This is a genomic window from Clostridium pasteurianum, assembly GCF_001705235.1.
Lineage (GTDB): Bacteria > Bacillota > Clostridia > Clostridiales > Clostridiaceae > Clostridium_S > Clostridium_S pasteurianum_A.
On sequence record NZ_MCGV01000001.1, the window covers coordinates 2,181,526 to 2,205,269 of the forward strand.

Annotated in this window: 21 protein-coding genes and 2 other annotated features; of the genes, 2 read left to right on the forward strand and 19 right to left on the reverse strand. The window is 29.1% G+C overall.

All coding sequences use genetic code 11. The features are described from left to right. Position 1: 1 nt before the first annotated feature. From hemC to BEE63_RS09625, 4 genes are all read right to left on the reverse strand, one after another. Positions 2–874, reverse strand: a complete 873-nt coding sequence (gene hemC / locus BEE63_RS09610) for a hydroxymethylbilane synthase (RefSeq protein WP_066021176.1) — start codon at positions 872–874, stop codon at positions 2–4. Next, positions 843–1,499 (reverse strand): NAD(P)-dependent oxidoreductase, encoded by a 657-nt coding sequence (locus tag BEE63_RS09615; protein WP_242874773.1) that lies wholly within the window; start codon positions 1,497–1,499, stop codon positions 843–845. The genes hemC and BEE63_RS09615 overlap by 32 nt, the downstream gene beginning before the upstream one ends. Beyond that, entirely contained in the window at positions 1,484–2,680 is a 1,197-nt protein-coding gene (hemA, locus tag BEE63_RS09620) for a glutamyl-tRNA reductase (protein WP_066021178.1), read from the reverse strand. Before hemA ends, BEE63_RS09615 begins: the two co-directional genes overlap by 16 nt. Before the next feature lie 259 nt (positions 2,681–2,939). Further along, entirely contained in the window at positions 2,940–4,490 is a 1,551-nt protein-coding gene (locus tag BEE63_RS09625) for a nitrite/sulfite reductase (RefSeq protein ID WP_066021179.1), read from the reverse strand. 130 nt (positions 4,491–4,620) lie between these two features. Here BEE63_RS09625 and BEE63_RS09630 point away from each other — a divergent pair, with 130 nt between their 5' ends. Further along, on the forward strand, positions 4,621–5,493 hold the full coding sequence (locus BEE63_RS09630) for a LysR substrate-binding domain-containing protein (RefSeq protein WP_066021180.1): 873 nt from the start codon (positions 4,621–4,623) through the stop codon (positions 5,491–5,493). Here BEE63_RS09630 and BEE63_RS09635 read toward each other — a convergent pair. The 5 genes from BEE63_RS09635 to BEE63_RS09655 all read right to left on the reverse strand — a co-directional run bounded on the left by BEE63_RS09635 (position 5,488) and on the right by BEE63_RS09655 (position 11,136). After that, positions 5,488–5,946, reverse strand: a complete 459-nt coding sequence (locus tag BEE63_RS09635) for a DUF441 domain-containing protein (RefSeq protein WP_066021181.1) — start codon at positions 5,944–5,946, stop codon at positions 5,488–5,490. The genes BEE63_RS09630 and BEE63_RS09635 overlap by 6 nt on opposite strands. A 314-nt stretch (positions 5,947–6,260) precedes the next feature. Further along, on the reverse strand, positions 6,261–7,283 hold the full coding sequence (gene ilvC, locus BEE63_RS09640) for a ketol-acid reductoisomerase (protein ID WP_066021182.1): 1,023 nt from the start codon (positions 7,281–7,283) through the stop codon (positions 6,261–6,263). A gap of 223 nt (positions 7,284–7,506) precedes the next feature. Continuing rightward, positions 7,507–7,706: a binding site (T-box leader), on the reverse strand. Positions 7,707–8,121: 415 nt separating this feature from the next. Then, positions 8,122–8,322: a binding site (T-box leader), on the forward strand. A 276-nt stretch (positions 8,323–8,598) separates the two neighbouring features. Next, on the reverse strand, positions 8,599–9,459 hold the full coding sequence (locus tag BEE63_RS09645; protein ID WP_242874775.1) for a polysaccharide deacetylase family protein: 861 nt from the start codon (positions 9,457–9,459) through the stop codon (positions 8,599–8,601). A gap of 48 nt (positions 9,460–9,507) precedes the next feature. Continuing rightward, positions 9,508–10,218 (reverse strand): GNAT family N-acetyltransferase, encoded by a 711-nt coding sequence (locus BEE63_RS09650; RefSeq protein ID WP_081312511.1) that lies wholly within the window; start codon positions 10,216–10,218, stop codon positions 9,508–9,510. A gap of 36 nt (positions 10,219–10,254) precedes the next feature. Next, the gene (locus BEE63_RS09655) at positions 10,255–11,136 is read right to left on the reverse strand and encodes a cation diffusion facilitator family transporter (protein WP_066021185.1); all 882 of its coding nucleotides are present in this window, start codon (positions 11,134–11,136) and stop codon (positions 10,255–10,257) included. A gap of 137 nt (positions 11,137–11,273) precedes the next feature. Between BEE63_RS09655 and BEE63_RS09660 the strand changes: the two genes are divergently transcribed. Then, positions 11,274–12,344 (forward strand): lactonase family protein, encoded by a 1,071-nt coding sequence (locus BEE63_RS09660; RefSeq protein ID WP_066021186.1) that lies wholly within the window; start codon positions 11,274–11,276, stop codon positions 12,342–12,344. A 202-nt stretch (positions 12,345–12,546) separates the two neighbouring features. Here the strand turns inward: BEE63_RS09660 and BEE63_RS09665 are convergent, their stop codons facing one another. The 10 genes from BEE63_RS09665 to BEE63_RS21660 form a co-directional block, all read right to left on the reverse strand. Continuing rightward, positions 12,547–13,029, reverse strand: coding sequence for an NUDIX hydrolase (locus tag BEE63_RS09665; RefSeq protein ID WP_066021187.1), 483 nt, complete (start codon positions 13,027–13,029; stop codon positions 12,547–12,549). A 289-nt stretch (positions 13,030–13,318) separates the two neighbouring features. Next, complete coding sequence (locus BEE63_RS09670) at positions 13,319–13,918, reverse strand: type II toxin-antitoxin system PemK/MazF family toxin (protein ID WP_066021188.1); 600 nt, start codon at positions 13,916–13,918, stop codon at positions 13,319–13,321. Between the two features lie 277 nt (positions 13,919–14,195). Then, the gene (locus tag BEE63_RS09675) at positions 14,196–16,235 is read right to left on the reverse strand and encodes a lanthionine synthetase LanC family protein (protein ID WP_066021189.1); all 2,040 of its coding nucleotides are present in this window, start codon (positions 16,233–16,235) and stop codon (positions 14,196–14,198) included. 118 nt (positions 16,236–16,353) lie between these two features. Next, positions 16,354–17,079, reverse strand: a complete 726-nt coding sequence (locus tag BEE63_RS09680) for a LytR/AlgR family response regulator transcription factor (protein ID WP_066021190.1) — start codon at positions 17,077–17,079, stop codon at positions 16,354–16,356. A 5-nt stretch (positions 17,080–17,084) separates the two neighbouring features. Further along, positions 17,085–18,410, reverse strand: coding sequence for a sensor histidine kinase (locus BEE63_RS09685; RefSeq protein ID WP_066021191.1), 1,326 nt, complete (start codon positions 18,408–18,410; stop codon positions 17,085–17,087). A gap of 124 nt (positions 18,411–18,534) precedes the next feature. Then, positions 18,535–18,702: an AgrD family cyclic lactone autoinducer peptide gene (locus BEE63_RS21225; RefSeq protein ID WP_081312512.1), complete on the reverse strand. Its 168-nt coding sequence runs from the start codon at positions 18,700–18,702 to the stop codon at positions 18,535–18,537. Then, positions 18,677–19,300, reverse strand: coding sequence for an accessory gene regulator B family protein (locus tag BEE63_RS09690; RefSeq protein WP_066021192.1), 624 nt, complete (start codon positions 19,298–19,300; stop codon positions 18,677–18,679). The genes BEE63_RS21225 and BEE63_RS09690 overlap by 26 nt, the downstream gene beginning before the upstream one ends. Before the next feature lie 449 nt (positions 19,301–19,749). Further along, on the reverse strand, positions 19,750–21,747 hold the full coding sequence (locus BEE63_RS09695; protein WP_066021193.1) for a methyl-accepting chemotaxis protein: 1,998 nt from the start codon (positions 21,745–21,747) through the stop codon (positions 19,750–19,752). Positions 21,748–22,008: 261 nt separating this feature from the next. Beyond that, positions 22,009–22,923, reverse strand: coding sequence for a DMT family transporter (locus BEE63_RS09700; RefSeq protein WP_066021194.1), 915 nt, complete (start codon positions 22,921–22,923; stop codon positions 22,009–22,011). 324 nt (positions 22,924–23,247) lie between these two features. Next, complete coding sequence (locus tag BEE63_RS21660) at positions 23,248–23,406, reverse strand: zinc ribbon domain-containing protein (protein ID WP_157797107.1); 159 nt, start codon at positions 23,404–23,406, stop codon at positions 23,248–23,250. Between the last annotated feature and the right edge of the window lie 338 nt (positions 23,407–23,744).

Below are 23,744 nucleotides of genomic sequence, written 5' to 3' on the forward strand. Positions count from 1 at the left end.
GTTACGCCTCCAAAATCTTTCGTGCAAGCTTTTCTCCAAGCCCAACGTAATCTTCTGCAGTACCTTCTATATCCTTTTTTATATTTTTTCCATCTAACTGATAAAAACCTATTACATGCATAGTATTTTTATCTAATTCTGCATATGCTCCAATAGTTGAGTGACAATCTCCATTTAAGGTACGCATAAAGCTTCTCTCTGCCTCTACACACATCCTATTTTGAGTAACATCAAGGCTCTTAAATATTTCCGCATTTGTACTTCCTTTTTTTATCTCCACTCCTAAAGCACCCTGTCCAACTGCTGGAACCATTTCCTCTACAGAAAAGTAGTCTGTGACTTGGCTTCCCATATTAAGCCTTTTGAGCCCAGCTGAAGCAAGTATTATTCCGTCAAGCTCCTGTTCTTCCATCTTTCTCATCCTTGTTTCAACATTGCCTCTTATAGGTACAATCTTTATATCATCTCTAAGCATTTTAAGTTGAGCTGCTCTTCTATTACTGCTGGTACCAATAACTGCTCCCTTTTTTAATTCCTTAAAATGAGTTCCTTCTCGTGATACAAAAGCATCCCTAACATCGTCCTTCAGTGTAACTGCTGATATTTCAAACATTGGAGGGATTTCAAAAGGAACATCCTTCATACTATGGACTGCCGCATCAACTTTATCTGATAAAAGAATTTTTTCTATATCCTTTATAAAAAGTCCCTTTCCTCCTATATCTGCTAAAGATTTATTTAATATTTTATCGCCGAGGGTTTCCATTAATAACTTTTCACATGACACACCATACTTATTTTTTACAAGCTTCATAATAAGCTCTGTCTGTACCTGTGCAAGTTTACTTTTCCTTGTTGCTATTACAAGTTTCATTATATATGTCACATCCCTTATAAAATAATTGGAGTACGAGTTTTTCCTTCTTTTTGTTATAGAAAAAATAAAAATCATCAGAACAGATAAAATTCATAACTTCTTTTCGCATACTTCTCTTGAGTTTATTTCTCATATCTATTGTGTAATTTGCAAATTTCTCATAATCACTTAAAAAATCAAATGCTTTGCTTCCAATATATTTTGAGGTTTTAGGACTTTTGCCCTTAAATTTAAGTGAAAAAGAGAAGTAATCTGAATCCTTTTGATAAGGTACTATATATAGTCCTTCTTCCGGATTTCCACAGTCCACATATAACTTATTAATCCTATCACAATCTCTTCTTATGTTTTCATTTAACTTCTCATCATCAGTGGCTATTATCACTAAATGATTTTTATCTATATATTCTCTTATATATTCACCTTTTATAAATTTAATACACGGATGATCATAAAATTTTTCAAAATCCTTTATAAACTCTTTTGACACCACGGTTACCAAGCAGCCTCTTTTAGCAAAGTTTTTTGCCTTTATAAATGCAGCATTTCCTCCACCTATTATTAGAAGCTTTATTTTACTAGATGTAAGACATATAAAAGAATTTTCTATTGTATCTCCCAAAATATCCTTCTTATTATCTTGAGACAAGCTTCGCCACACCCTTTCAGCTGTTCTTCCTTAAGTACCTCAATGGCTCTATTTGTATAGGCATCTGATGTACTTTTTATTAATGTATGTGCTAATTTTTCATTATCCTTAGTGTTTTTCTTATGTTTAAAGGTTTCATATCTCTTCTCGTATACATTTTTGCCATGCTCTTTAATTCTTATAATATCATGAACTACATCTTGAACTTTTCTCCAATCATGAAATTCTTCAATGTATTTCTTCATTATATAATCATTTTGCTCCATTACATCTTTTCTTTTTTGCTTATTTTTACTATCTATATCACTTATCTCATCTATATCATATACTTTCACATTTTTAAGCTTATAAACATCCTCTTCAACATCCCTAGGTACTGCCAAATCAAATATTTCAAAATCTTTATTAGGAAGTTCTTTTTTCCATACAACGGTATGTGGTGCTGATGTACATGAAATAATGCAATCTACATATTTATAATAATTTTTTCTTTCAGCAAATGAAATAACTTTTACTCTCTCATCTTCTATATTAACAGCAGACTTATTTCTAACAACAATGTATAGAGTATCAAACTCTCCTGACAAAATGTACTTACTAACTAAAGTTCCTACATTTCCGAAGCCAAGCAGCATAAATCTTTTAATCTTCTTTTCCCTTGCCGTATTAACAGCTATAGATGCAGACGAAACGGGTATACTATTAAGCTTAGAAATGTTTCTAAACTCTTTGCCACAGGTAACTGCTAGTCCAAAAAGTTTTTTTAGTTCATCCTTCACGGTCTTATTTTTTAACGCAGTACCATATGCATCTTTAACTTGTCCTAATATTTGATCCTCTCCTAATATAAGAGAATCGAAGCCACAAACTACTTTCATTAAATGATCTATAGCCGTTTCTTCCTTATAATAAAAGAAGTCTTCTAAGAATTCCTTATTCCAATTAAGCTTATCAAAAATTTCATTTATGATTTCTTCATTACATTTATCACTATTAAAGTATATTTCAGTTCTATTACATGTACTTAATATAATAACTTCCCTACATATCTCACTTAAAAGCAAATTCTTTTCTCCAATACGCTTTTGTATTATGGAGAATTTTTCCCTCACTTCAACTTTTAAATCCTTTTTTAATCCTAAAAGTTGTATCATAAATACCCGCGATTTTTTGTAATTTCCATAAGATTATATCGAAATTATTTAAATTAAAAGCGGTTCCCTCCTCATTATTGATATATTTAATTATAATATACTAAACCTACGTACATTATATACTTTAAAGTATTATTAAACAATGACCACATCCTAAATTAGCTATGTTTTAGATAAGCGTTTTTTCTTCACTTATTTAAAACATAGCTTTCATTAATTGCACAAATTTTTATGAAATTCTTTTAAAATATGCCGGTCACTAAATTAAGTATTTATTTATAATTTTATCTACATCATTTTTATTTTCTTTAATATAAGTGTAGAATTCTTTTCCACTTTCATAAACATTTAAGGCTAATTCATATAAAAATTCTGGAACTTTTTCTCTCAAAACATCTCCATAATAATCTCCAAGCCTTGTATCATCACTTTGAAGTATACCACCTACATGCAATTCAAATGCATCTTTAGCTTCATTTTCTACTCTCTTTCTTTTGCCGCAAAAGCCTATGCCACTTGCCTCATGTACACTGCATGAATTTGGACAACCAGATATATGAATAGATGGCAAAACATCATGGTTAAAATTCATTTTCTTAAAATAATCTAATATACCTTTTAAAGTATCCTGGCTATTTAAAATACCAATCTGACACGTAGGAACCCCTATACAAGAAGTTGAATATTCAAGCCTCATCGTTCCTCCTATGTGCTCAGTTTCTTTTAATAATTTTTCTGCCTCACTACCATTTAAATTTCTTATATAAAAACCTTCAGACATAGAAAGTCTTATTTCCGCATCCTCTATTTTTTCAGTTTCATTTATAATGTTTTCTAAATCCTTAAGCATAAGTTGTCCGCCAACTGGATGAACATATACGCTATACAAACCCTCTTGCTTCTGGCTAACAATTCTACTGCTCTTAATAGAAGTACTCTCACCCTTTTTACTGCATGAAACCTCGTCTATTTCCAAATCAAGTTTTTCTGTTTGCTTTACCTCTAATAAATACTTATTATAACACTTTATAAATTCTTCTTTTCCCATTCTTTCAGCTATATATCTTATTCGAGCCTTTGCCTTATTTTTATAATCTCCTTCATTTATGAAAAGTTTAGTCATAGCTTCAACATAATATAAAACTTCATTTGGATTTATAAGCTCCGGATATTTAATTGCAACTTTAGGATTTCTTCCAAGTCCTCCACCTATGTACACTCTAAAATATTTCTTTCCATTTTCCTTAACAGCTAAAAATCCCAAATCAGAAATTGTTGCATGTCCTAAATCCTCACTGCTGCTTGAGAATGCTACTTTTATTTTTCTTGGCAGTTTGTAAGTATATATTTTATTCAAAAAATGTTTTCCAACAGCTAAAGCATATAAAGATACATCAAAGGCTTCTTTTTTATCTACACCTGATAATGGAGACATTGCAACATTTCTTGGAAAGTTTCCACCTCCACCTCTCGTGTAAAGACCATTTCTTATACCTTCTTCCATCATATCACAGACTGCATCAATTGAAACGCCATGAAGCTGAATATCCTGACGTGTTGTAAGATGTATACACTTAAGGTCATATCTCTTTGCAAAATTGCAGATAAGTTTAAGATCCTTAATTGAAGTTATTCCAGATGGTATTTTAAAACGTATTGCAAAATCTTTTCCGTTCCTGTGAGCATATACACCCATACCTCCTGAAATACCTTTAAACTCCATCCTGGTTATTTTTCCATCTAAAAAATCATGTCCACTTTCTCTAAATCCGCTGATTTCATTTATTAAAATTTTATTTAATTCTTCCATATATTTTCACTCCCGCTTTTGTTTATACATTGAATTAATATTTTATCTATAGTATACTTTGTTTTAACCAATAAGTATAATATACATTCTTTATTATACCTATTACTATTACTTATAGGTGGTGAACATTTTGATAGAAGAATTAAAAACCTTTATTGCTGTAGTAGAAAAGAATAGTTTTACTAAAGCTGCAAATTCGGTAAAACTCTCACAACCTGGAGTAAGCCTTCACATATCTAATTTAGAGAAATACTTTGGAACACAATTAGTTGAACGTTCCAATAAACAAAGGACCATACGCATAACAAACACAGGTCATATACTTTATAAATCTTCTAAGCAAATTTTATCAATTCTAGATGAAACAAAAGAGGAAATAGATAATTACAATTCTCTGCCCTGTGGTACATTAAAGATAGGTGCAAGCATGACTATAGGTGAATTTATTCTCCCTAAAGTACTTGGAGACTTTATTAAAGAATTTCCCAATATTAAAATAGATGTGACTATTGAAAATACCAGGCATATATACGAAAAATTTAAAAACTACAATATTGACTTAGCCTTAGTTGAAGGCACCGTACCAATAGAAAATTATACTATAAAAAACTTCTATAAAGATCAAATGATAATAGTTTCACCTTTTTCTTTTCAGTATAATAAAAATGTAAATTTAAAAAAGTTCTTATCAAATCAGACCTGGATACATAGGGAAGAAGGTTCTGGAACAGGAGAAAATTTGAATACTTTTTTAAGTACTGAAAACATATATCCCAAAAATATTATAATTTTAGGTAGTAATTATGCAATAAAAGAAGCCGTAAAAAATGGTTTAGGAATCACTTTTATTTCGTCTCTTGTAGTTAATGATGCTATTAAAAACAAAGAATTAAAAGTAATTCCAACAAAAACTAAATATTATAGATACTTTTCTTATTTATGTCATGAAAAAAACCTTTCAAAACTAACTAACCTATTTATAAAAAAATTAAATAGCTTATAGCTTTTTCATAGCTTTTACTACAAGCGCCAAAATTCCAGATGTTATAAGTGGTCCAACTGGAACTCCACCTAAAAATGCTGCCGCTGCAACGGAACCTAAAATAAGTGCTGGCATTACATCTCCATGTCCCTGCACTGTAAGATATTTAAGTCCTACTCCACTTAAATAAGTTGTTAAAAACGATAGCGCAAAAGCTGTTATTCCAATAAACGAAGTTAAATTAGTTTTTATATCATTAACTTTTATGCTTCCCTTAGCTATTGGCACAAGTATTGCTGCAATAAGCAGTACTAATCCCCAAAAAACACCCTTATCCTTTAGAATAGGGAAAACATATTTATCTAAATCAAGAAGTCTTATAATAAGTAGAAAAGCCACTGATACCGATACTGATGCTGCCTTTCCTATTATTGATAAACCAAGTATTACAACAAGAATTATATTTGCCTCCAAATTTTATCATTCCATAATAAAGGATTACCTTAATTAGTATGCAGTTTTTTTGTGACATATTCACAGATTATGCACAAATTCTTGTGTATTACACGAGTTATCCACATTATCCACAGGATGCTGTCAATAACTATTTTTATTTAAAAATATTTTCTTATAAAAAAATTGTAGAAGATCAAAATCTTCTACAATTTTATTAGATACTTATAAAATTATTTCAATCAGACATTTATTTAAAAAATCATCTAAATTGAAATGCCCCAATATTTTTACTATATAATGCTGTCAAGGCCCCTACTTGAACTGCCTATATACTATTCGTTTGCTGGATTTTCATCTATCCAACTCATCATACTTCTAAGTTGCTTACCAACTTTTTCGATTTCTCTATCTGCTTCCATTCTTCTCATAGCAAGGAAGTTTGGTCTACCTACTTGGTTCTCAAGTAACCAGTTCTTAGCAAATGTTCCGTCTTGGATCTCAGTAAGAACTTTCTTCATTTCTGCTTTTACATCATCAGTTATTAATCTCTTTCCTACAACGTAATCTCCATATTCAGCAGTATCACTGATTGAATATCTCATTCTAGCCATGCCGCCTTCATTCATTAAGTCAACTATCATTTTCATTTCATGGAAACACTCAAAATAAGCATTTTCAGCAGAATATCCAGCTTCTCTTAATGTATCATAGCCTGCATTGATAAGTGCACATATTCCTCCACAAAGTACTGCTTGTTCACCAAATAAGTCTGTTTCAGTTTCGATTTTGAAGGTAGTGTTCATAACTCCACCTCTAGTTCCACCGATTCCTTTACCATAAGCTAAAGCAATTTCTTTGCCTTTTCCGCTGTAGTCTTGGTATACTGCATAAAGACAAGGAACTCCGGCACCTTCTGTATATTGTCTTCTTACTATGTGTCCTGGTCCTTTTGGTGCAATCATAAGTACATCTACATTCTTAGGTGGTACTATTTGATTGTAGTGGATGTTAAAACCGTGGGCGAAGAATAATGCATCTCCTTCTTTTAAGTTATCTTTTATACTTTCTTCATAGATCTTTTTCTGTTTTTCATCTGGTAAAAGTACAGCTATAACTTGTGCCTGTTTAACAGCATCAGCTACTTCATATACTTCAAATCCATAATCCTCTGCAACTTTCCATGATTTACTTCCCTTATACAATCCTATAATTACATTAAGACCACTGTCTTTCAAGTTTAATGCTTGAGAATGTCCCTGACTTCCAAATCCAAGAACGGCTATCTTCTTGTCCTTTAAATAATTTAAATCTGCATCTTGATCATAATAAACTTTTAATTCTCCTAATTCTTCCATAAAACTTTCCTCCTAAAATAATTTTTTATAATAATTTGTTAATATTATCTCTTCTGAAAATTTTAATAATTAAATCTTTATTAAATTAAATAAAGATTATGATAATTAAAATTTTGTGAATATTTTGTATAATTAAATTGTAATAACTTATAGCTAACCTAAATAAAGATATTATAATTTAAATTAATGAATTTTGACATATAAAAAGCGACCAAAACTCTCTGCTTGGGGCGAGAATTTTGGCCGCGCGGTACCACCCAAATTTTTAACTCAAAGTAATAACGGATTAAACCGGTTAAAGCCTACTATAAGTTCAGCTCCCGACTCAAAGGCTACCTTCAATAGTTATATTTATGAGTTTCCACCAAAATCTCACTCTCTAAAAAATAATGACTATTTACTCTTCCTTTTCATTGTCTTTCATACTATTTCACATTTTTAAAAATTACTTCACGAATATTTTGTGTATGTGACGATAATAATCCCATAAAGATATTATGTCAATACTTTTTTTGTTTTTTTATCAAAAAACTTTTTTTTTCTCCTCTATATGATAATTTGTTAAAGCTTGACTTATTTTTTTGATAATTTAATTATATGTCGTGTAATGCATATATAATTATTAAGTTGCATATAAAAACATTAGTATTCATGCGCATATTTATAAATTCTTAAACTTAAACTTATGATTTATAATAAATTTAACTAGTACTATAAATAAATTTTAGCTATATTTCTTCATTATATAGCCTTATTATTTAATAAAATCACCTAAAATAAATTAATTCCTTTGTTGTTGACATCATGATTATTTTATAGTATATTAAGTTCAAACGATACAAAAACTGTGATAGAGAAGAGTAAGCAAAAATACGCTTAAAGAGAATGGGCGAGTTGGTGGAATGCCCTAAGCTAAAGTTGTTGAAAATCACTCTAGAGTTGCAAACTGAAATTTATAAGAGTAAGTTTCGCCGGGTAATACCGTTATGTATATAGAGTAATAATTTGGGTGGTACAGCGACAGACATTCGCCCCATGGTTGGGGATGTCTGTTTTTTTTATACTATTTATTATTTTAAAACTTATTTCATTGAAAATTTGTGTGTATTAACAATTTAATATGTTATCTATCTATTTACTTTTTATTAGTATTATGTCTTTTATTTATATTTTTAAGATTTACTTCACGTTTTTTTAAATTATAAAAATAATAGAATATAATTAGCATGGTACATTTGTGCTTATATTCCATATATTTAGCAATTAGCTAATCAAGGTGTATAAAGTTTATCGATATTTTTTAATTCATGTCGTCTTATTTTAATGTTCCAAATTCATACCCTTGAGACTTTAAATATGCTATAACACTAGGAAGAGCTTTTGCAGTTTCCTCTTTTCCATAAGTATCATGCATAAGAACAACTACCTTTTGCTTTCCGTAAGTGGTTCTTTTGATGTTCTCAAATATCTGCTCAGCAGTTTTGGGTCTCCCCTCCGCATCAAAGCCATATGCATTCCAATCTATATCTACCATATTTTGCTGTTTAAGTTCTTGTTCAGTATTAAATAATCTAACATCATGGTAATGTACTCTGGTCATTCGTCCACCAGGCATTCTTAAAATTCTCGTAGAGAAGGATTGTCCCAAAACATTTTTTAAAATACTATCCGTTGCGTTTATTTCTTGCATAAAAACAACGGGGTCAATTGAATTATTAGGATATATTATTGAAGGATTATGACTATATGTATGGTTACCAATAGAATTGCCTTCATAAAATATTCTTCTAGCTAGTTGTTCTGATTCATCGCTTCTCTTTATATTAGAACCAATTAAGAAAAATGTAGCATTTATATTGTTTTCCTCTAAAGTTTTTAATACACTCGGAGTTACAGTTGTTGACGGTCCATCATCAAAAGTTAAATATGCTGTTTTTTTTCCATCGCTTGTAAATGCATCTTCAACTCTTGTCCCTCTATTTAAGTCATGCTTTTTTAAAACAAGTGCACATTTTTCTGCGGTTTCCATTATCATTTTACTCTTCTGGAATTCTTTATCTACATAAGGCACTTTTGGGGTTTTACTCTTATAATTATTTCTTAATGCTAATATCATAATTATTGATAGTGCTACAATCAATACTACTATGCTGCGATTTCTTATGCTCTTTTTCATTTCTTTTCTTATTCTCCTTAAAATGTTTTAGCCTTATGACCTCTTACTTTATTTAAATAACCAATATACCTTGCTCATAGAGATTTTAAACCCTAATCTTTTGTTAAGTTTTATAGATGCCTCATTTCCCTCTTTGGCTTGTCCATATGGATATCCATAGTAAGCTAATGTTTCATTAACAACTTTTGCTACAAGTGCAGATGCTATTCCCATTCTCCTAAACCTTGGAATAACTTGTAGCATCCCGATAGATCCTTCTTCATGCTTACCGATAAATCCGCATAATTCATCTTCAATAAATGCGCCATAAATTGCTCTGGCATTTAATCTACCACATATGTATTCACTATCACATAAATCTTTTTCTGAATAATTATTTATAATAAAACCTTTATGCTCATTTCCTAATAACCTTATTTCAGCAGGATTACTTAAAATGTTAATCGGTTTAACACTTCTATATACTAAATTATTACATACCATTTTTCTTTTAAAATCAAATCTCTCTTTAAGCATATTATCGTAAAATTCCTGATGTACTTCAATAATATTTATATCTTGTGGAATACTCTTAATGATAACCTTTGCAGTTTCAATATTCTCTGCATACATCATATATATATTTGATACAGTATCTCTAATTAGTACTCCCGTTTTTGAAGCAAATATTATATCCGCACTTTTTCTCCTTATACATTCAAGCATATCGACATTAAGTAAAACATCTTTTGAAAGTACCTCTGCTGCAATATTATTCATAATTTATTATTCCCCCATTATATTATTCTATCATAGTTAACTATCATTTGTACCATCTGGTTCAACATGAATTATTATATACTCTATATGGAATTCGTTTCTTAACATTTTTTCTACACTCTCTGTTATCTTATGACTCTCTAAAACGGTTAAACTAGGATTTACTAGTATAATAACGTCTAGTAAAATAAAGTTTCCGTGTGTCCTTGCTTTAATATCCTTAATTTTATTTACACCTTTTATATTTTTTATACTTACAAGGATATCATTAAGTTTTTTAGGATCAAAACCATCTGTTAGATTATGTACAGATTCGCGAAAAATATCTATACCCGTTTTACATATTAAAATTCCTACTAAGAATGCAGTTAGTGGATCTATCCACGGAAATCCAAATTGTGACGAAAAGATTCCTATTGCTGCTCCAAAACTCACCATAGAATCAGATAGATTATCTTTTGCCGCTGCCATTAAAGCCGAACTTTTAATTCTGTCAGCAGTTTTCTTATTGTAGCGGTACATAATATATATAATTATTCCACATATAACAGATACTATAGCTGCATTAACATCAGGTTTTTGGGGTCTAAAAAAAACAACATTTTTAATTCCATTATAGGTGACATCAACTCCAACAGCAATCATTATTAAAGAAGCTATAAGTGATGCTATAGTTTCTGCTCTTAAGTGACCGTAAGAATGGTCTTTGTCTGCTGGTTTTCTTGATATTTTAAGTCCTATAACAATAGCAAATGATGCAATTATATCTGTGGAATTATTAAACCCATCTGCTGTAAGTGCTTCCGAATTAAAAAAATATCCCATAAAAAGTTTAAAGCCCGAAAGTACTACATATGCTGCAAGGCTAATACGTGCTCCTCTTTCCGCAATTTTAAGATTGTTGTAATTATCCTCCATAATAAGCTCTCCTCATGTTATTATCAATATACTTCATTATTTAAAAAGCATTTATAATATACTATTATTGTGTTCATGTATAGTAAAAATAATCAAAATATTTGTGATATAATAATTTTCAAAGGGAGTGATAAACTATGACCAATTTTACAGTTTTTATAGGAACTTATACTAATGGAAAAAGTAAAGGTATTTATAGTCTTAATATTGATAAAAAATCAGGAGAAATTAATGATTTAAAATTAGCTTATAAGCTTGAAAATCCAACATATTTAGCTCTAACTAATCACAATATGTATTCTGTAATAAAAGAAGGTAAATTAGGCGGCACGGCTTCATTCTCTATAGACAAGCTTAATGGATGCCTTAACTTTTTAAACTCTGAATTTGCAGAAAAAAATCCTCCTATTAAGTTAGAGGGTAAACAACCTTGCTATGTATCTTTAGACAAAAGTAATAGTTATCTATTTTCTGCAAATTATCATACTGCTAGAGTTGATGCTTTTCCAATAAATAAAGATGGCAGTATTGGTTCTGTATCTTCGTCAGTAACTCATACTGGCTGTGGCCCTAATAAAGAACGACAAGACACCTCACATATTCATTGTGCTGTTGTGACTCCTAATAATAAATATCTTTGTGTTATAGACTTAGGTACTGATAAAATAGTAAATTACACTTTTAGTAATGGAACTCTATCAAAATTTAATGAAGTGAAGTTAAGACCAGGATGTGGACCAAGACATATAATTTTTGATTCAGAAGGATTTGCTTATGTAGTAACTGAACTTAGCTCAGAAGTAATTGTTTTGGAATACTCTGAGTCCAATTGCACTTTTAAAGAATTGCAATATATATCATGTGTTCCAGAAAATTATACTGGAGAAAATGGAAGTGCTGCTATTCACTTATCGAAAGATGGTAATTACCTCTACATATCTAATAGAGGACATAACAGTATTACTTGTTTTAAAAGAAATTCTTTAACTGGACTTCTTTCTCTAGTTTCTCATACATCTACAGGAGGACTTTCCCCACGTGATTTTGATATATCACCTTCAGGAGATTTTCTCATTGCTGCTAATCAGGATTCAAGTAATATATCAGTTTTTAGAATAAATAAATCAACAGGCGAACTAAAAATTATAAACTCAAATGTAATAATTCCAAATCCCGTATGCGTAAAATTTGCACCATGGGAAAAATAAAATGACACAACTAAGCTAAAAAAATTAAGAATTAAGAATGATGGTAACTTTTTCTCCGTTTCACTATGAAAAACTTCTAATCTTATAACTGCCTACATTCCCACCAGTAAAAATGTTCTTTTATAAGTTAATATATTTTCCAGAACAAGGCGACGGAAAATCCCCATTAATCTTAATTCTTAATTTTATCTCTTAACTGTCTCTAATCATTGAATTCCTTTATATCAACATCTAAAAGCAAGTTATCCTTAAACTTGCAATAATATTCAAACACTCCGTCATTTTCAAGCATTTTAGGAAGATATTTATGAATATTAACCGCAACTCCTGTATTCTCAGGGTTCATTATCCACGATATTTTTTTCCAATCTAAAATACCTTCACGTGTTTTTACAGGAACTTTATACTCGTAGTCTTTTGAAACTTCTTTCATAAAAAGGTACATACCACCAATTTTATCATTTGTCTCATTCCACGTAACTACGCCTTTAAATTCAACATCTTGAAGCCTTATATTTGTTTCTTCGTACACTTCTCTAAGTATGCATTGTTTTGGAGTTTCATTTTTTTCAAACTTTCCACCAATTCCATTCCAAGATCCCATCCAACTAGGCTTTTCTCTATTTAAAAGAAGTATTTCATCTCCTCTTTTAATAAAACAGATTGTATATTTAAGTTTGTCCACTTTGAACCTCCTAAAATATAATTTAATTAAGATCTATAGGAAACATCAAATCCCTACAAATTAGATATATTTTTGAACAAAATAAAAAGATTGGCAATACACCAATCCACACTATGTTATAAAATCTCCTGATCTAAAATCAAGTAAGTTAGCAAAAATATATGAGAGAGAGTCTCCTAGGCAAATCTAGGTATGTAACTCAATTAACTTAATGATAACATTAAATTTTCATTTTATCAATATATTTTTTATTTTTTCTTTTATAATTATTTAAAACTATACAGGCGTATTACACCTTTATTGATATTTTTAATTTAGAATTTAAAATCTTATTAACAAAATCATTATTTAATGTAGCCACATGTCTTCCCAATCTAGCCTTTGATACAACTTTTATTTGCTCACATAATACCGTTCCTGTTATTTTATTTACCTCTCCATGTACAAGTTTATAATCACTATTTCTTAATTCAATATGTGTAGATATCTTTTTAGGTCTATTCGAAATAGGAACTATTATAGTTGTCGGTCCCTTTTCATTTCCGGTATCATTTTGTATTATTATAGCTGGTCTTATTTTATTTTCTTCTGATCCAATATTTTCTCCTAGCTGGCAGGTCCAAATTTCTCCACGTTTTGGTATTGTCCTTGAGCTCACCCCTACATTATTATTAATAGCAATTTTATCATTTGCCCATTTTATGTATTCATATATCTCTTTTAGATTATAAGCTTTTTTCTTAAGGTTTTGTATTTGACCATTATTTGATAACTTATTGTTGTTCAATTTCACATACATTTTTAACTGCTGCTCTATTTCTTTTCTAATCTCTTTAATATAATTCTGAAGCTCATACTCTTTCATATCTCTAATTCTAGTATTTTTCAAAAATAATCCTCCTTCCCCCTTTTTGTTTTATATGTATATTTTTATTTTTGAAAATTTTCTTTAAACTTTATATTTAATGCTACACATCCTTTATATTATACCATAAATATTCTATGTAAAATATTAGCAATGCATTATTTATAAAATTTTTTTCTATTTACTTAATAATTTCGAATATATTTTAAAAACATTAATACCTGCACCAATTAAAAGCTTAGATATTTAATATGCATTATTTGCCTACCAAATATCTAAGCCTATTTATAATCAACTATTCTTATTCTAACGTTAAAATTTCTGGAACAATTTCTTCATGTTCTATTCTTATTAAGCTGTAAGCTAGCCCTACCACTCCATCTATTAAAGATATGTTTTCATTTCCAAAATTTATTTCTTTCCTTATGATTGGTTCTATAGTTACTCTAAACATTTCATTAAATGTATTTACACATCTATTCTTTAATTTCTCATCATTCAAAGTGTATGCCGCATATTTTAAGGCTTCAAGGCTACCAAGACTGCCATAATAATATGGACTATTTCGAAAATTGTTATTAATTATATAATCAATAGTACTGTCTATCTCTCTTTTTATATATTTATCTTTAAACCCTATCTTTCTTAACATTACTCTACTTATAATCTTATTAAATTCCCTTTTTCTCCATTTTAAATTATCATATATATAAATTTGTTTTTTTAAACTGCGCTGAGTACTAAGAATACCCTGAATTACATTTAGCAAACTATCATCTTTACTAATCTCATATATCTTAACTATAGAAATTATTATACTATCATATATAATACTAAATTTGATATTTTCATTCTTAATGTCATTAATAACCTTTTCATAACATATCTTAATTAAATTCAGTATATCACCATTAATTCTACTTAAGCCTTTACTTTTGTATATTAAAGCTAAAACATTTATCACATCACACATTCCAGTAATTGTATTCTTATTATTGTTTTTTTGAATTACATCAGAAAGTATCTCTATTCCTTTTTCAATAACATTCCTTATATGCTCATCATGAGTAACCTCATATAGCTTATACATAGCATATATTTCTCCGGATATTCCCTCAAAAGCATCTATATTAATTTTATCGTTTATACATAACTTATTAATATGTTCAAGAATACCTTGAATTGCTTCAATTGCTATGCTGATAAAGTAATCTTTTTTTGTAACAACACCTAAATAAGTAAAAAATAAAGCTACACCACCACTGCCATTCATAAGATTATTTCTAAGTGGTCGCAATAAATACTTTTCACTTTTATCTTTTTTCACAGTATTTATCCATGTCCTACTTGTAGTAAAATCTTTTACCCCTATAATTCCTTTTTGAATCATATGCTCTCCAAAATCATTAGCTAAACTTAAAAGCTCACTTTCATTTATGGAATTTTCATTTTTATCACTAGAAAATTTCACATACGTCTTTGGTATAGTTTTTCCTATGAATCTTATATCTATAAAATATAGCTGTCTCCTTAAATCCTCATTATTCATTCCATATATGCTAGTAATTATATTCGATAACTGTAGAATATTTTTATTAAATAATTTCTTAATTAAATTTATTAGTTCCATCTTATTATTCATAACCAAAGAGTACATATATTCAAATCCATGTTTTATTTGATATATGCACTCCCTGTCAATATTGCTTTTACTTTTAGGCAAAAATTCTATGTTATATACGGAGAATTTAATTACTCTTTCTGCTATTTGATTCGCTGAAGAAAAATTAAAATTTGGAACTTCATTATTAAAATAAAACACTTTTTTTATTCTATCAAGTATGGGATAATTTCGCACATCTACTATATTACTACTTCTAATCTCTTTACATTTTAATATATAAAGCACTAGCAATAATTCTCCTGATTTAAAATAATAATCAAAAAGTTCATTCTCATTTTTACAATCCATTGATTCGACAAGTTCACAAAAACTATAATCCTTGGAGTATACTGCTTTTTTCACATATAAAGCATGTTTTTCATCTACTTTTTCATTAATCCACCATATGAATCTGTTTATTATCTTTTCATCTTCTGAAACATATGTCTGAACCGCAATTTTTTTGTTATTTGTAAATGTTATTATTGCTCTTTCCTCCTTCATATAATATTTTATTTCCTTTACCTTTAACTTTTCGTCAGTAGTTAATAATTTATTTTTAATAACAAGATAGTTATCCTTAACAATACTCTTTATTTTTAATATGAAGGCGAGCTGTTTTCTAAAATTATTCTTGTCTATAATTTCCTCAATAAAATTGCCATTTTTTAATTCCATAATATCACCTTGTTCTCCTACTAAGTATTACAACGTATATTGTAAATATATCATAAAAACACATCATAAAATCGCAATTGTAATATTCGTTGGCTTTTATGTAATATTGTGTAATAGGCTATTTTACAAGTCCTTTTAACATCCTAGTAGATATAAGACATTCTTCACCGTTGATCATATAGATTTTTCTTTTATTTATATCAATTTCTCTTATATTGTTTTTATTTACTATGTATGATTTGTGACAGCGATAAAAACTATCGTCCAATTTACTTTCTATATCCTTCATTTTTGCATAAAATTCTATTTGTCTATTCATAGAATGTAATAGTACCTTATGTATTTTATATGACGTTTCAAAAAATAAAATTTTTCGAAATTCAACATTTATAATTCTGTCATTAACTCTTATGGTGAAAATTTTCTGAAGGTTATTTGTCTTAGCTGAATATTTTTTCTGAGCATCCATTATGCACTGATGTATTCTATCTTCTACATTTTTATAATTATCTTTAACTATATAATCCATAGCCTCTACTTTATATAAAAACGTAAGATAGCTCATCTCTGCATGTGTTGTTATAAATACTATAAAACCTCTTGGGTCATATTTTCTTATTTCTGCCGCAAGCTGTATTCCATTTATAGATGCTTTTAAATCTATATCAAGAAAATACAATCCACTTACATCACTTTTACTCACATAATTTATTATATCCTGCGGTTCTTCCGTTGATAAGGATAATTTCATGTCTAAATTTTCTATGATCACAATATTATCTATTATCTTCCTGAAATTTTCTCTTTGCTTCTTATCATCCTCACATAGAAACACTTCCAGCATTATGTCTACCTTCTTTCAATATTATTTCCTATTGTAATAATCTGTTTAAATTGTCCATTTTCTACGATTGTATCTAATGAAACATTTTCATATTTTCTAATAATTTCCCTTAAGTTATTAAGTCCTATTCCTCTATTATCCCCCTTTGTAGAGAACCCCCTCTCAAAGATTTTATATATGGGAGGAATCTCATTTTTATAGTTATTAATTATTACTATTAAAATAGAGCCTTCTTTGTTTACAAGTGCTACCTTCATAGACGGCTTGTCACACTTTTCTGCCGCTTCAATAGCATTATCTAACAAGATGCCTGTAACCCTACTTAAATCTATAATATCCATATTAAAATCTTTTACGGTTTCCGCTATATCAATATATACATCTATACCTATCTCCTGAGCTCTTATTATTTTAGCTGAAAACAGTCCTTTAATTTCAGGAACTGCTATATTTTGAAGCAAACTGATCTTAAAGTTATTAGACTGCATAGCTTTACTTAAGGGCATAACCTTATCATTAAAATACTTCTCCAAACCATCAATATCCTTATCTTGTATATACCCAAACATAGATAACAATATATTTATATAATCATGCCTAAAAGATCTCATGTTCTTATGAAGTTTTTCTAATCTACTTGTATACTGTTGTAAACTTTGAAATTCATTTTCCTTGCTGTTTAATTTCATTTCTTTAATTACACTACCAATAAGTATGTACATTATAATTACTAAAAGAATAAAATAGGAAAAAAACAATATTCCATTTAATCTTATAACACTGCTATTAATACCATAACTGAATTCAAATATTATATTTATGTAAAATATGGCGAAAGTTAACACAAAGGTTATACATACAAGCACTCCTATTTTTCCTTCTAATTTAATATTATATTCACTCATTTTCTTATTTAAAAATTTCCCTATAAGCTTTGTTATAATAAAAGTCCCTATAAAAATAATACAACTAGTAATTCTACGTATTCCGGTGTTAATCATCATAAACTTCACCTTTACGAAAAATATATACATATACATATCACTTAGTAAATAGTCCCATATTATAATTATAATTAATGAACATATAGGGAAGGCTACACTTTTAATTACATTTTTCACCTTTATGTATACAAACGCACACCCAATTAATAAATACACTATAGTAACAGCATTGTTATGCTTAGTAGCTACAAGAATCCAAGAAATTATTACCGTCATTATTGTTATTACTATAATATCCTTTATTTTAATACATTTCTCCTCGCATAAATTAGATATGCCTAAATAGAAACTCAATATAGTTATTATCATTTCGAAGTATTCTTCCATTTTTGTTATTTTTCCCCTTTTGCACATGCTTTGTTTACTAAAATTATACTATAATTTCAATAAATAAAAAACAATGGTTATGATTTAAGTTTTAATCATAACCATTGTTTTTTATTTATTGATTTTATTTTCTTTTATAATTTTCTTTTATAAGTGCATCAGGTATCTTAGGCTCATATATTGCAAATACCATACATACTCCAAATGCACGATTGCCAACCTTCATAGAAGCTTTGCCTATACTGTTAATAACTTTATCGTTTACTTTATTTAATTGATTTTTCAAACTCATAATAATTCTTATACCTCCTTCCTAAAATTAAATATGTTATTGGCAATATACTTATGATTTCAAATATACTTGATAAAACAATTAATGTTTTTATCATTTTACTAGGTACTATTAAAGCTATTGCCATTAAAATCATTCCCATAATTACAGATTTCTTATTTAAACTTGATCTTAGATTTGCACCAACTAGGGGATGTGCTTCTGTATCCCCAGGTGCATATTTAAACAGGAGTAAATTAATTGTTAGAAAACATATTAAAACTACATAATTATTAAATAAAAGATAATGGCTTAAATACGCTCCTCCTACAAACATTAGAATAGAACCTACTGTACAAACTATACTATTCAGAGCGTGTAATCCAAATGCACTCCTTCTTAATAGTGCAAATGTCACCATCATAATAATGCTTTCTTTTATAAGTTTAAAATAGTACGATACCAAGAGTAGTACTATCAATTTAGCTATATTTATAAAAATTATTTCTAACCCTAATTTTAATCGTAACAGATCATTGCCTTCTTTTTTTAAATGCTTGTTTAATTTTAGGGCACTAACATCAGCTAATTTTTCCATAAAACTTAACCTTTGTTCCATATAATCACCTTACCTTCATTATATGACAACATATTTAGACAAGCTTAAATATGTATTAAATATCCCCTTAATTGGTATCAACTGCTCAAATAATATGCATTTATTATAATAAACGTTGCATTTTTTGTAATAATCGAATTATCAGCCTCACTTATGTTATCATATGATTTTACTTTTTAATACAATTAAGTATATTATTTTATTGATAGTCTCTATGTGTAAATTATACATCTTGCTCTTTTATATGTAAAATTTTTATTTATAAAAATTAAGGATGCACATTGGATATTATTTTTTACTTATCCCCTTATTCTTCAAATTATATATCATTACACTTAAAGATCTTTTCAATATGAAAAACACCATAGGATTCACTTACGAATACTATGGTGCTCTCTTGCTCTAATAATTTTTCTATAATCTAGATTATTAGCTTCTAAAACTTAACCTTATACTATTTTAAATTTTAATACAACTTCATTAAGTTTCCTTGCAACCTCTGCTTGATTTTGCGCTGTTATTGATACTTGCTCAGTTGCCTTTGATACCTCATGGGCACCCACTTTTATTTCTTCCGCATGTTCAGACGATTTCTGTTGCACTTCTGCCATATTCTGTGAAGCATTGCTTACCTGTCCAACAGTAGCCGCAAGTTCTTCTGCCATGGATGCTATCTCTTCAGATACATTACTTATAAAGTCGGCATCATTATAATATTTTTCTCCTACCTCTTTGAATACCTCAAACTTGCTATTCACATCTTCATTTATAAACTTCAATACTTCACTGCTATTTGATGAAAGATTATTAAAAGCATTTTGAACTTTTACAATGATATTATTAATTCCTGCTACCGACTCAGATGACTGCTCTGCAAGCTTTCGAACCTCTTCCGCTACTACAGCAAATCCTTTTCCTGCTTCACCTGCTCTTGCAGCTTCTATTGCCGCATTAAGTGCTAACAAATTCGTTTGCTCTGCAATACTAGCAATAGCATCAGCCATTACTTTTACATCTTTTACAACTTCCCCATCCTTAATAGCCTGAAGTATCTTCTTTTGCTTTTCTTCATATAAACTTCTAGTTTGAGCTATAGCTTTTTTCACATATTCACTAGCTTCAGTAGCCCTATTTTTTGAATCATTAGAATTATTACTTCCATCCATTGCCTTTGCAGCTAGTTCGTTTATATTTGAATTTACTTCTTCAACGGATGCACTTATTTCTTCTGATGAAGCACTTGTATCCTGTATCCCTGATACTATATTACTTACATCCTCATCTATACTGATTGATTTCGAAGATAATTCCTCAGAAGTAGCAGAAAGTTCTTCACTTGCAGCACTCATGCTCTCAGAATTGTCAGCTATTTGTTTGATTATGCTACCAAACTCTTCATTCATTTGGTTAAATGAGATTGCAAGTTCACCTAATTCATCTTTATATTCCATTAAAAAATCGTACTTTTCGTCATGTGTCAAATCTAACTTAGCCATCTTTTTTACCATTTCAGATAAAGAAATTATTGGTTTTGTTAACTTTTTTGAAATATATATTGAAACTAAAGCAGCTACCACTATGGATACTATTAAAACCATAACAAATGATAACATAATACCATTAATTTTCTTCATCATCTGCGCCTCTGAAATTGCGAATCCAATTTTCCAATTACTTGCACTTATCTTTGAAGTTACAAAACTCTTTAGATCTCCATTATAATCTTTTAACTTTATAAAATTATCACTTAACACGTTGGAGTACTTTCCGTCAGAAACTTTAGTGAAACTTTGAAGTCCTTTTGCTGTCGGCTGAAAAGCTTTATTGGGATGTACAATGATATTATTGTTATCATCTAATAAAAAAGCATAACTATTCGGTGCAATTTGGGCAGAGTTAAGTATCTGAGTAATTGAACTTATTTTAAGATCGCAACCTATAACTCCTATTATTTCTCCATTTTTAAGTACAGGTTCAGCTACACCCATCATCATTTCTTTCGTTTTGACATCCATATATGGCTCGGAGTAAACAATCTTTTTTGCACTCATAGCTCTCTTATACCAATCTCTTTGTGTGCAATCAAAATCACTCGGTGGTGTCCACCCGCTTCCAACAATAATTTTTTTATTTGGAAATCCTATGTATATATCAGAAGCATACTTATTCTTTTTCAGTTCACTTTGAAAATATGCTAGTACTTTTTGGTCATCTATGTTGTCCATATTTCCTACAGTGTTTCCCATTTCACCAACTATTTTTCCCTGACCCTCAAACCATCCATTTATCTTTTCTGCATATTTATTTGCAGATTCAGCAAACTTATTTTGTGATTCACTCATAATTGAACTATAAGATATATAATATGTAATTGCCCCCGATGCTATCAATGTTAATGTACACAATAAACATATTACTAATGTTATTTTTGTTTTTATACTTCTCATATTTTTCCCCTTTTTTTGATACTATTTACTATTATCGTATTTATTTTCTTCAATATAATACAATTTATTATACTTTTTGTCCAGTATCGCGGGGCTATATTGTGTAAAATTTGAATTTAATTAATAAATGGCTCGTAACAAAATTGATGGGTAAATATACGTTAGCTATAATAAGCCTAAGGCAATAGGCTGTATTATATCATTCAAAGTTAGAAGTGAATATAAAAACCTATTGCCATTATAGTAAAATTAAATTAAAAACTAACTAACCTTCTCCCTGCTAATCTCCTCTTTTAATGGTTTTGAAATTTTAAGTTGCGCTACAAGCATACCTGCAAGCATTAATCCGCATCCAAAAATATTTCTAAGCCCCATTCTTTCATGTAAAATTATAGCTCCACCAAGTGCTCCAAATACTGATTCCATACTCATTATAATTGCTGCATGAGCCGGCTTCGCATGTTTTTGCCCAACAATTTGAAGTGTATATGCAATACCAACAGAACATATTCCTCCATAAAGAATAGGCACCGTTGCCCCATATAAAGCTGAAATTTTTATGTTTTCAGTAAATAGTGCAACTACTAAACTTATACTGCCACATGTTATATACTGAAAAAACGCCAGCTTGTACGAGTTGGTTTTATTTGTGAAATAGTCTATTATTAATATTTGAGCTGCAAAGAAAAATGCTCCAAAAATTTCAAGTATTTCGCCAAGCCCTATTGAGAGCTTTCCTGTATTACATAAAAAATATAAACCAATTAATGACATTAAAATACCTATCCAAGAATTTATTCCCATACGCTGCTTTAAAAATATACCGAGTATTGGAACAATTACAATGTATAATCCTGTTATAAATCCTGCTTTTCCAACTGTTGTATATAACATTCCAACCTGTTGAAAAGATGCTCCCGCAAAATTAAATATTCCTGAAATAATTCCGCCTACTACAGCAAATTTCATATAATTATTACTATTCCCATGTATTCCTTCATTTCTAAAAAAATATATTATAGGAATTACAGAGACTGCCCCTAAAATAAACCTTACTCCATTAAAAGTGAACGGTCCTACATACTTCATCCCAACACTTTGAGCTGTAAAGGCCAGTCCCCATATAAGAGCAGTAATTAAAAGTATTACGTTTGCTTTAAAACTTTTCGATTGCATTTAACCCCCCCTGTTCATACACATAATTTTATCACAATATATCTATTTTTTTATCAAATATAAAAGATTTTGGTTCATTATCATGCATTTTTTAATAAAAAAAGCAAAAATCCTGCAATGTTTATACATTACAAGATTTCTGCTTAATAAACTTAAGATGATTTAAAACCAATGCGCATAAATTAGGGATGTAGTAATAGGTATTTTGTTATTATGCACATTTATTAACTTGTATCATAAGCCCTATAATATGTTTAAAACAAACTTTCACCTTAAGTTTCTGCTTTGACACATTTGTCCTACTAGTAAATTAAAGATTATTTGTCAATATTTTATTGTAATAGCTGCAACTACTAATAAGCCAACGCACATGACTACAAAAATCATTTTTTTGTCAAAACTATTTACGCATTTATGTCCACAGTATGGACACTTACTTGATAAGCTAGATATATTTCTTTTACACTTCGGGCACCTTCTCAATAATATTACCTCCTTATCAACTATGTAACTAAACATTAGTATAACTAATAATTATAAGAGTTCAATATATATATTTAAAAATTAATATTATATACACAATTGTTAATAATTCTTCAATAATAAAAAAAGAACTTAGAATTAATCTAAATTCTTATACTTTATATATTTACTAATAATGGGGGCTGTTTATGCAACCTAATCTTAATTTATTGTTCTATTTGCAGATATTACTAATGTATACTAATTACCCATATTTATAACTAAACAATTCTAGTATTAGATTAAAGTTTCAAGAATTGAAATATCCATAAGTAGCCTTGAAGCATACAAATAAATTA

Excerpts from the sequence above, each read along its gene's own strand:
- BEE63_RS09680 (WP_066021190.1), bottom strand. The coding sequence starts at position 17,079 with ATGCTGGAAGTGTTTCTATGTGAGGATGATAAGAAGCAAAGAGAAAAT.
- BEE63_RS09625 (WP_066021179.1), bottom strand. The coding sequence starts at position 4,490 with ATGGAAGAATTAAATAAAATTTTAATAAATGAAATCAGCGGATTTAGA.
- BEE63_RS09685 (WP_066021191.1), bottom strand. The coding sequence starts at position 18,410 with ATGGAAGAATACTTCGAAATGATAATAACTATATTGAGTTTCTATTTA.
- BEE63_RS09645 (WP_242874775.1), bottom strand. The coding sequence starts at position 9,459 with ATGAAAAAGAGCATAAGAAATCGCAGCATAGTAGTATTGATTGTAGCA.
- BEE63_RS09690 (WP_066021192.1), bottom strand. The coding sequence starts at position 19,300 with ATGGAACAAAGGTTAAGTTTTATGGAAAAATTAGCTGATGTTAGTGCC.
- BEE63_RS09700 (WP_066021194.1), bottom strand. The coding sequence starts at position 22,923 with ATGCAATCGAAAAGTTTTAAAGCAAACGTAATACTTTTAATTACTGCT.
- BEE63_RS09660 (WP_066021186.1), top strand. The coding sequence starts at position 11,274 with ATGACCAATTTTACAGTTTTTATAGGAACTTATACTAATGGAAAAAGT.
- BEE63_RS09695 (WP_066021193.1), bottom strand. The coding sequence starts at position 21,747 with ATGAGAAGTATAAAAACAAAAATAACATTAGTAATATGTTTATTGTGT.
- ilvC (WP_066021182.1), bottom strand. The coding sequence starts at position 7,283 with ATGGAAGAATTAGGAGAATTAAAAGTTTATTATGATCAAGATGCAGAT.
- hemC (WP_066021176.1), bottom strand. The coding sequence starts at position 874 with ATGAAACTTGTAATAGCAACAAGGAAAAGTAAACTTGCACAGGTACAG.
- hemA (WP_066021178.1), bottom strand. The coding sequence starts at position 2,680 with ATGATACAACTTTTAGGATTAAAAAAGGATTTAAAAGTTGAAGTGAGG.
- BEE63_RS21225 (WP_081312512.1), bottom strand. The coding sequence starts at position 18,702 with ATGAGTTTGAAAAATCAATTAAATAAAGTAAACGATAAAGTTATTAAC.
- BEE63_RS09650 (WP_081312511.1), bottom strand. The coding sequence starts at position 10,218 with ATGAATAATATTGCAGCAGAGGTACTTTCAAAAGATGTTTTACTTAAT.
- BEE63_RS09655 (WP_066021185.1), bottom strand. The coding sequence starts at position 11,136 with ATGGAGGATAATTACAACAATCTTAAAATTGCGGAAAGAGGAGCACGT.
- BEE63_RS09675 (WP_066021189.1), bottom strand. The coding sequence starts at position 16,235 with ATGGAATTAAAAAATGGCAATTTTATTGAGGAAATTATAGACAAGAAT.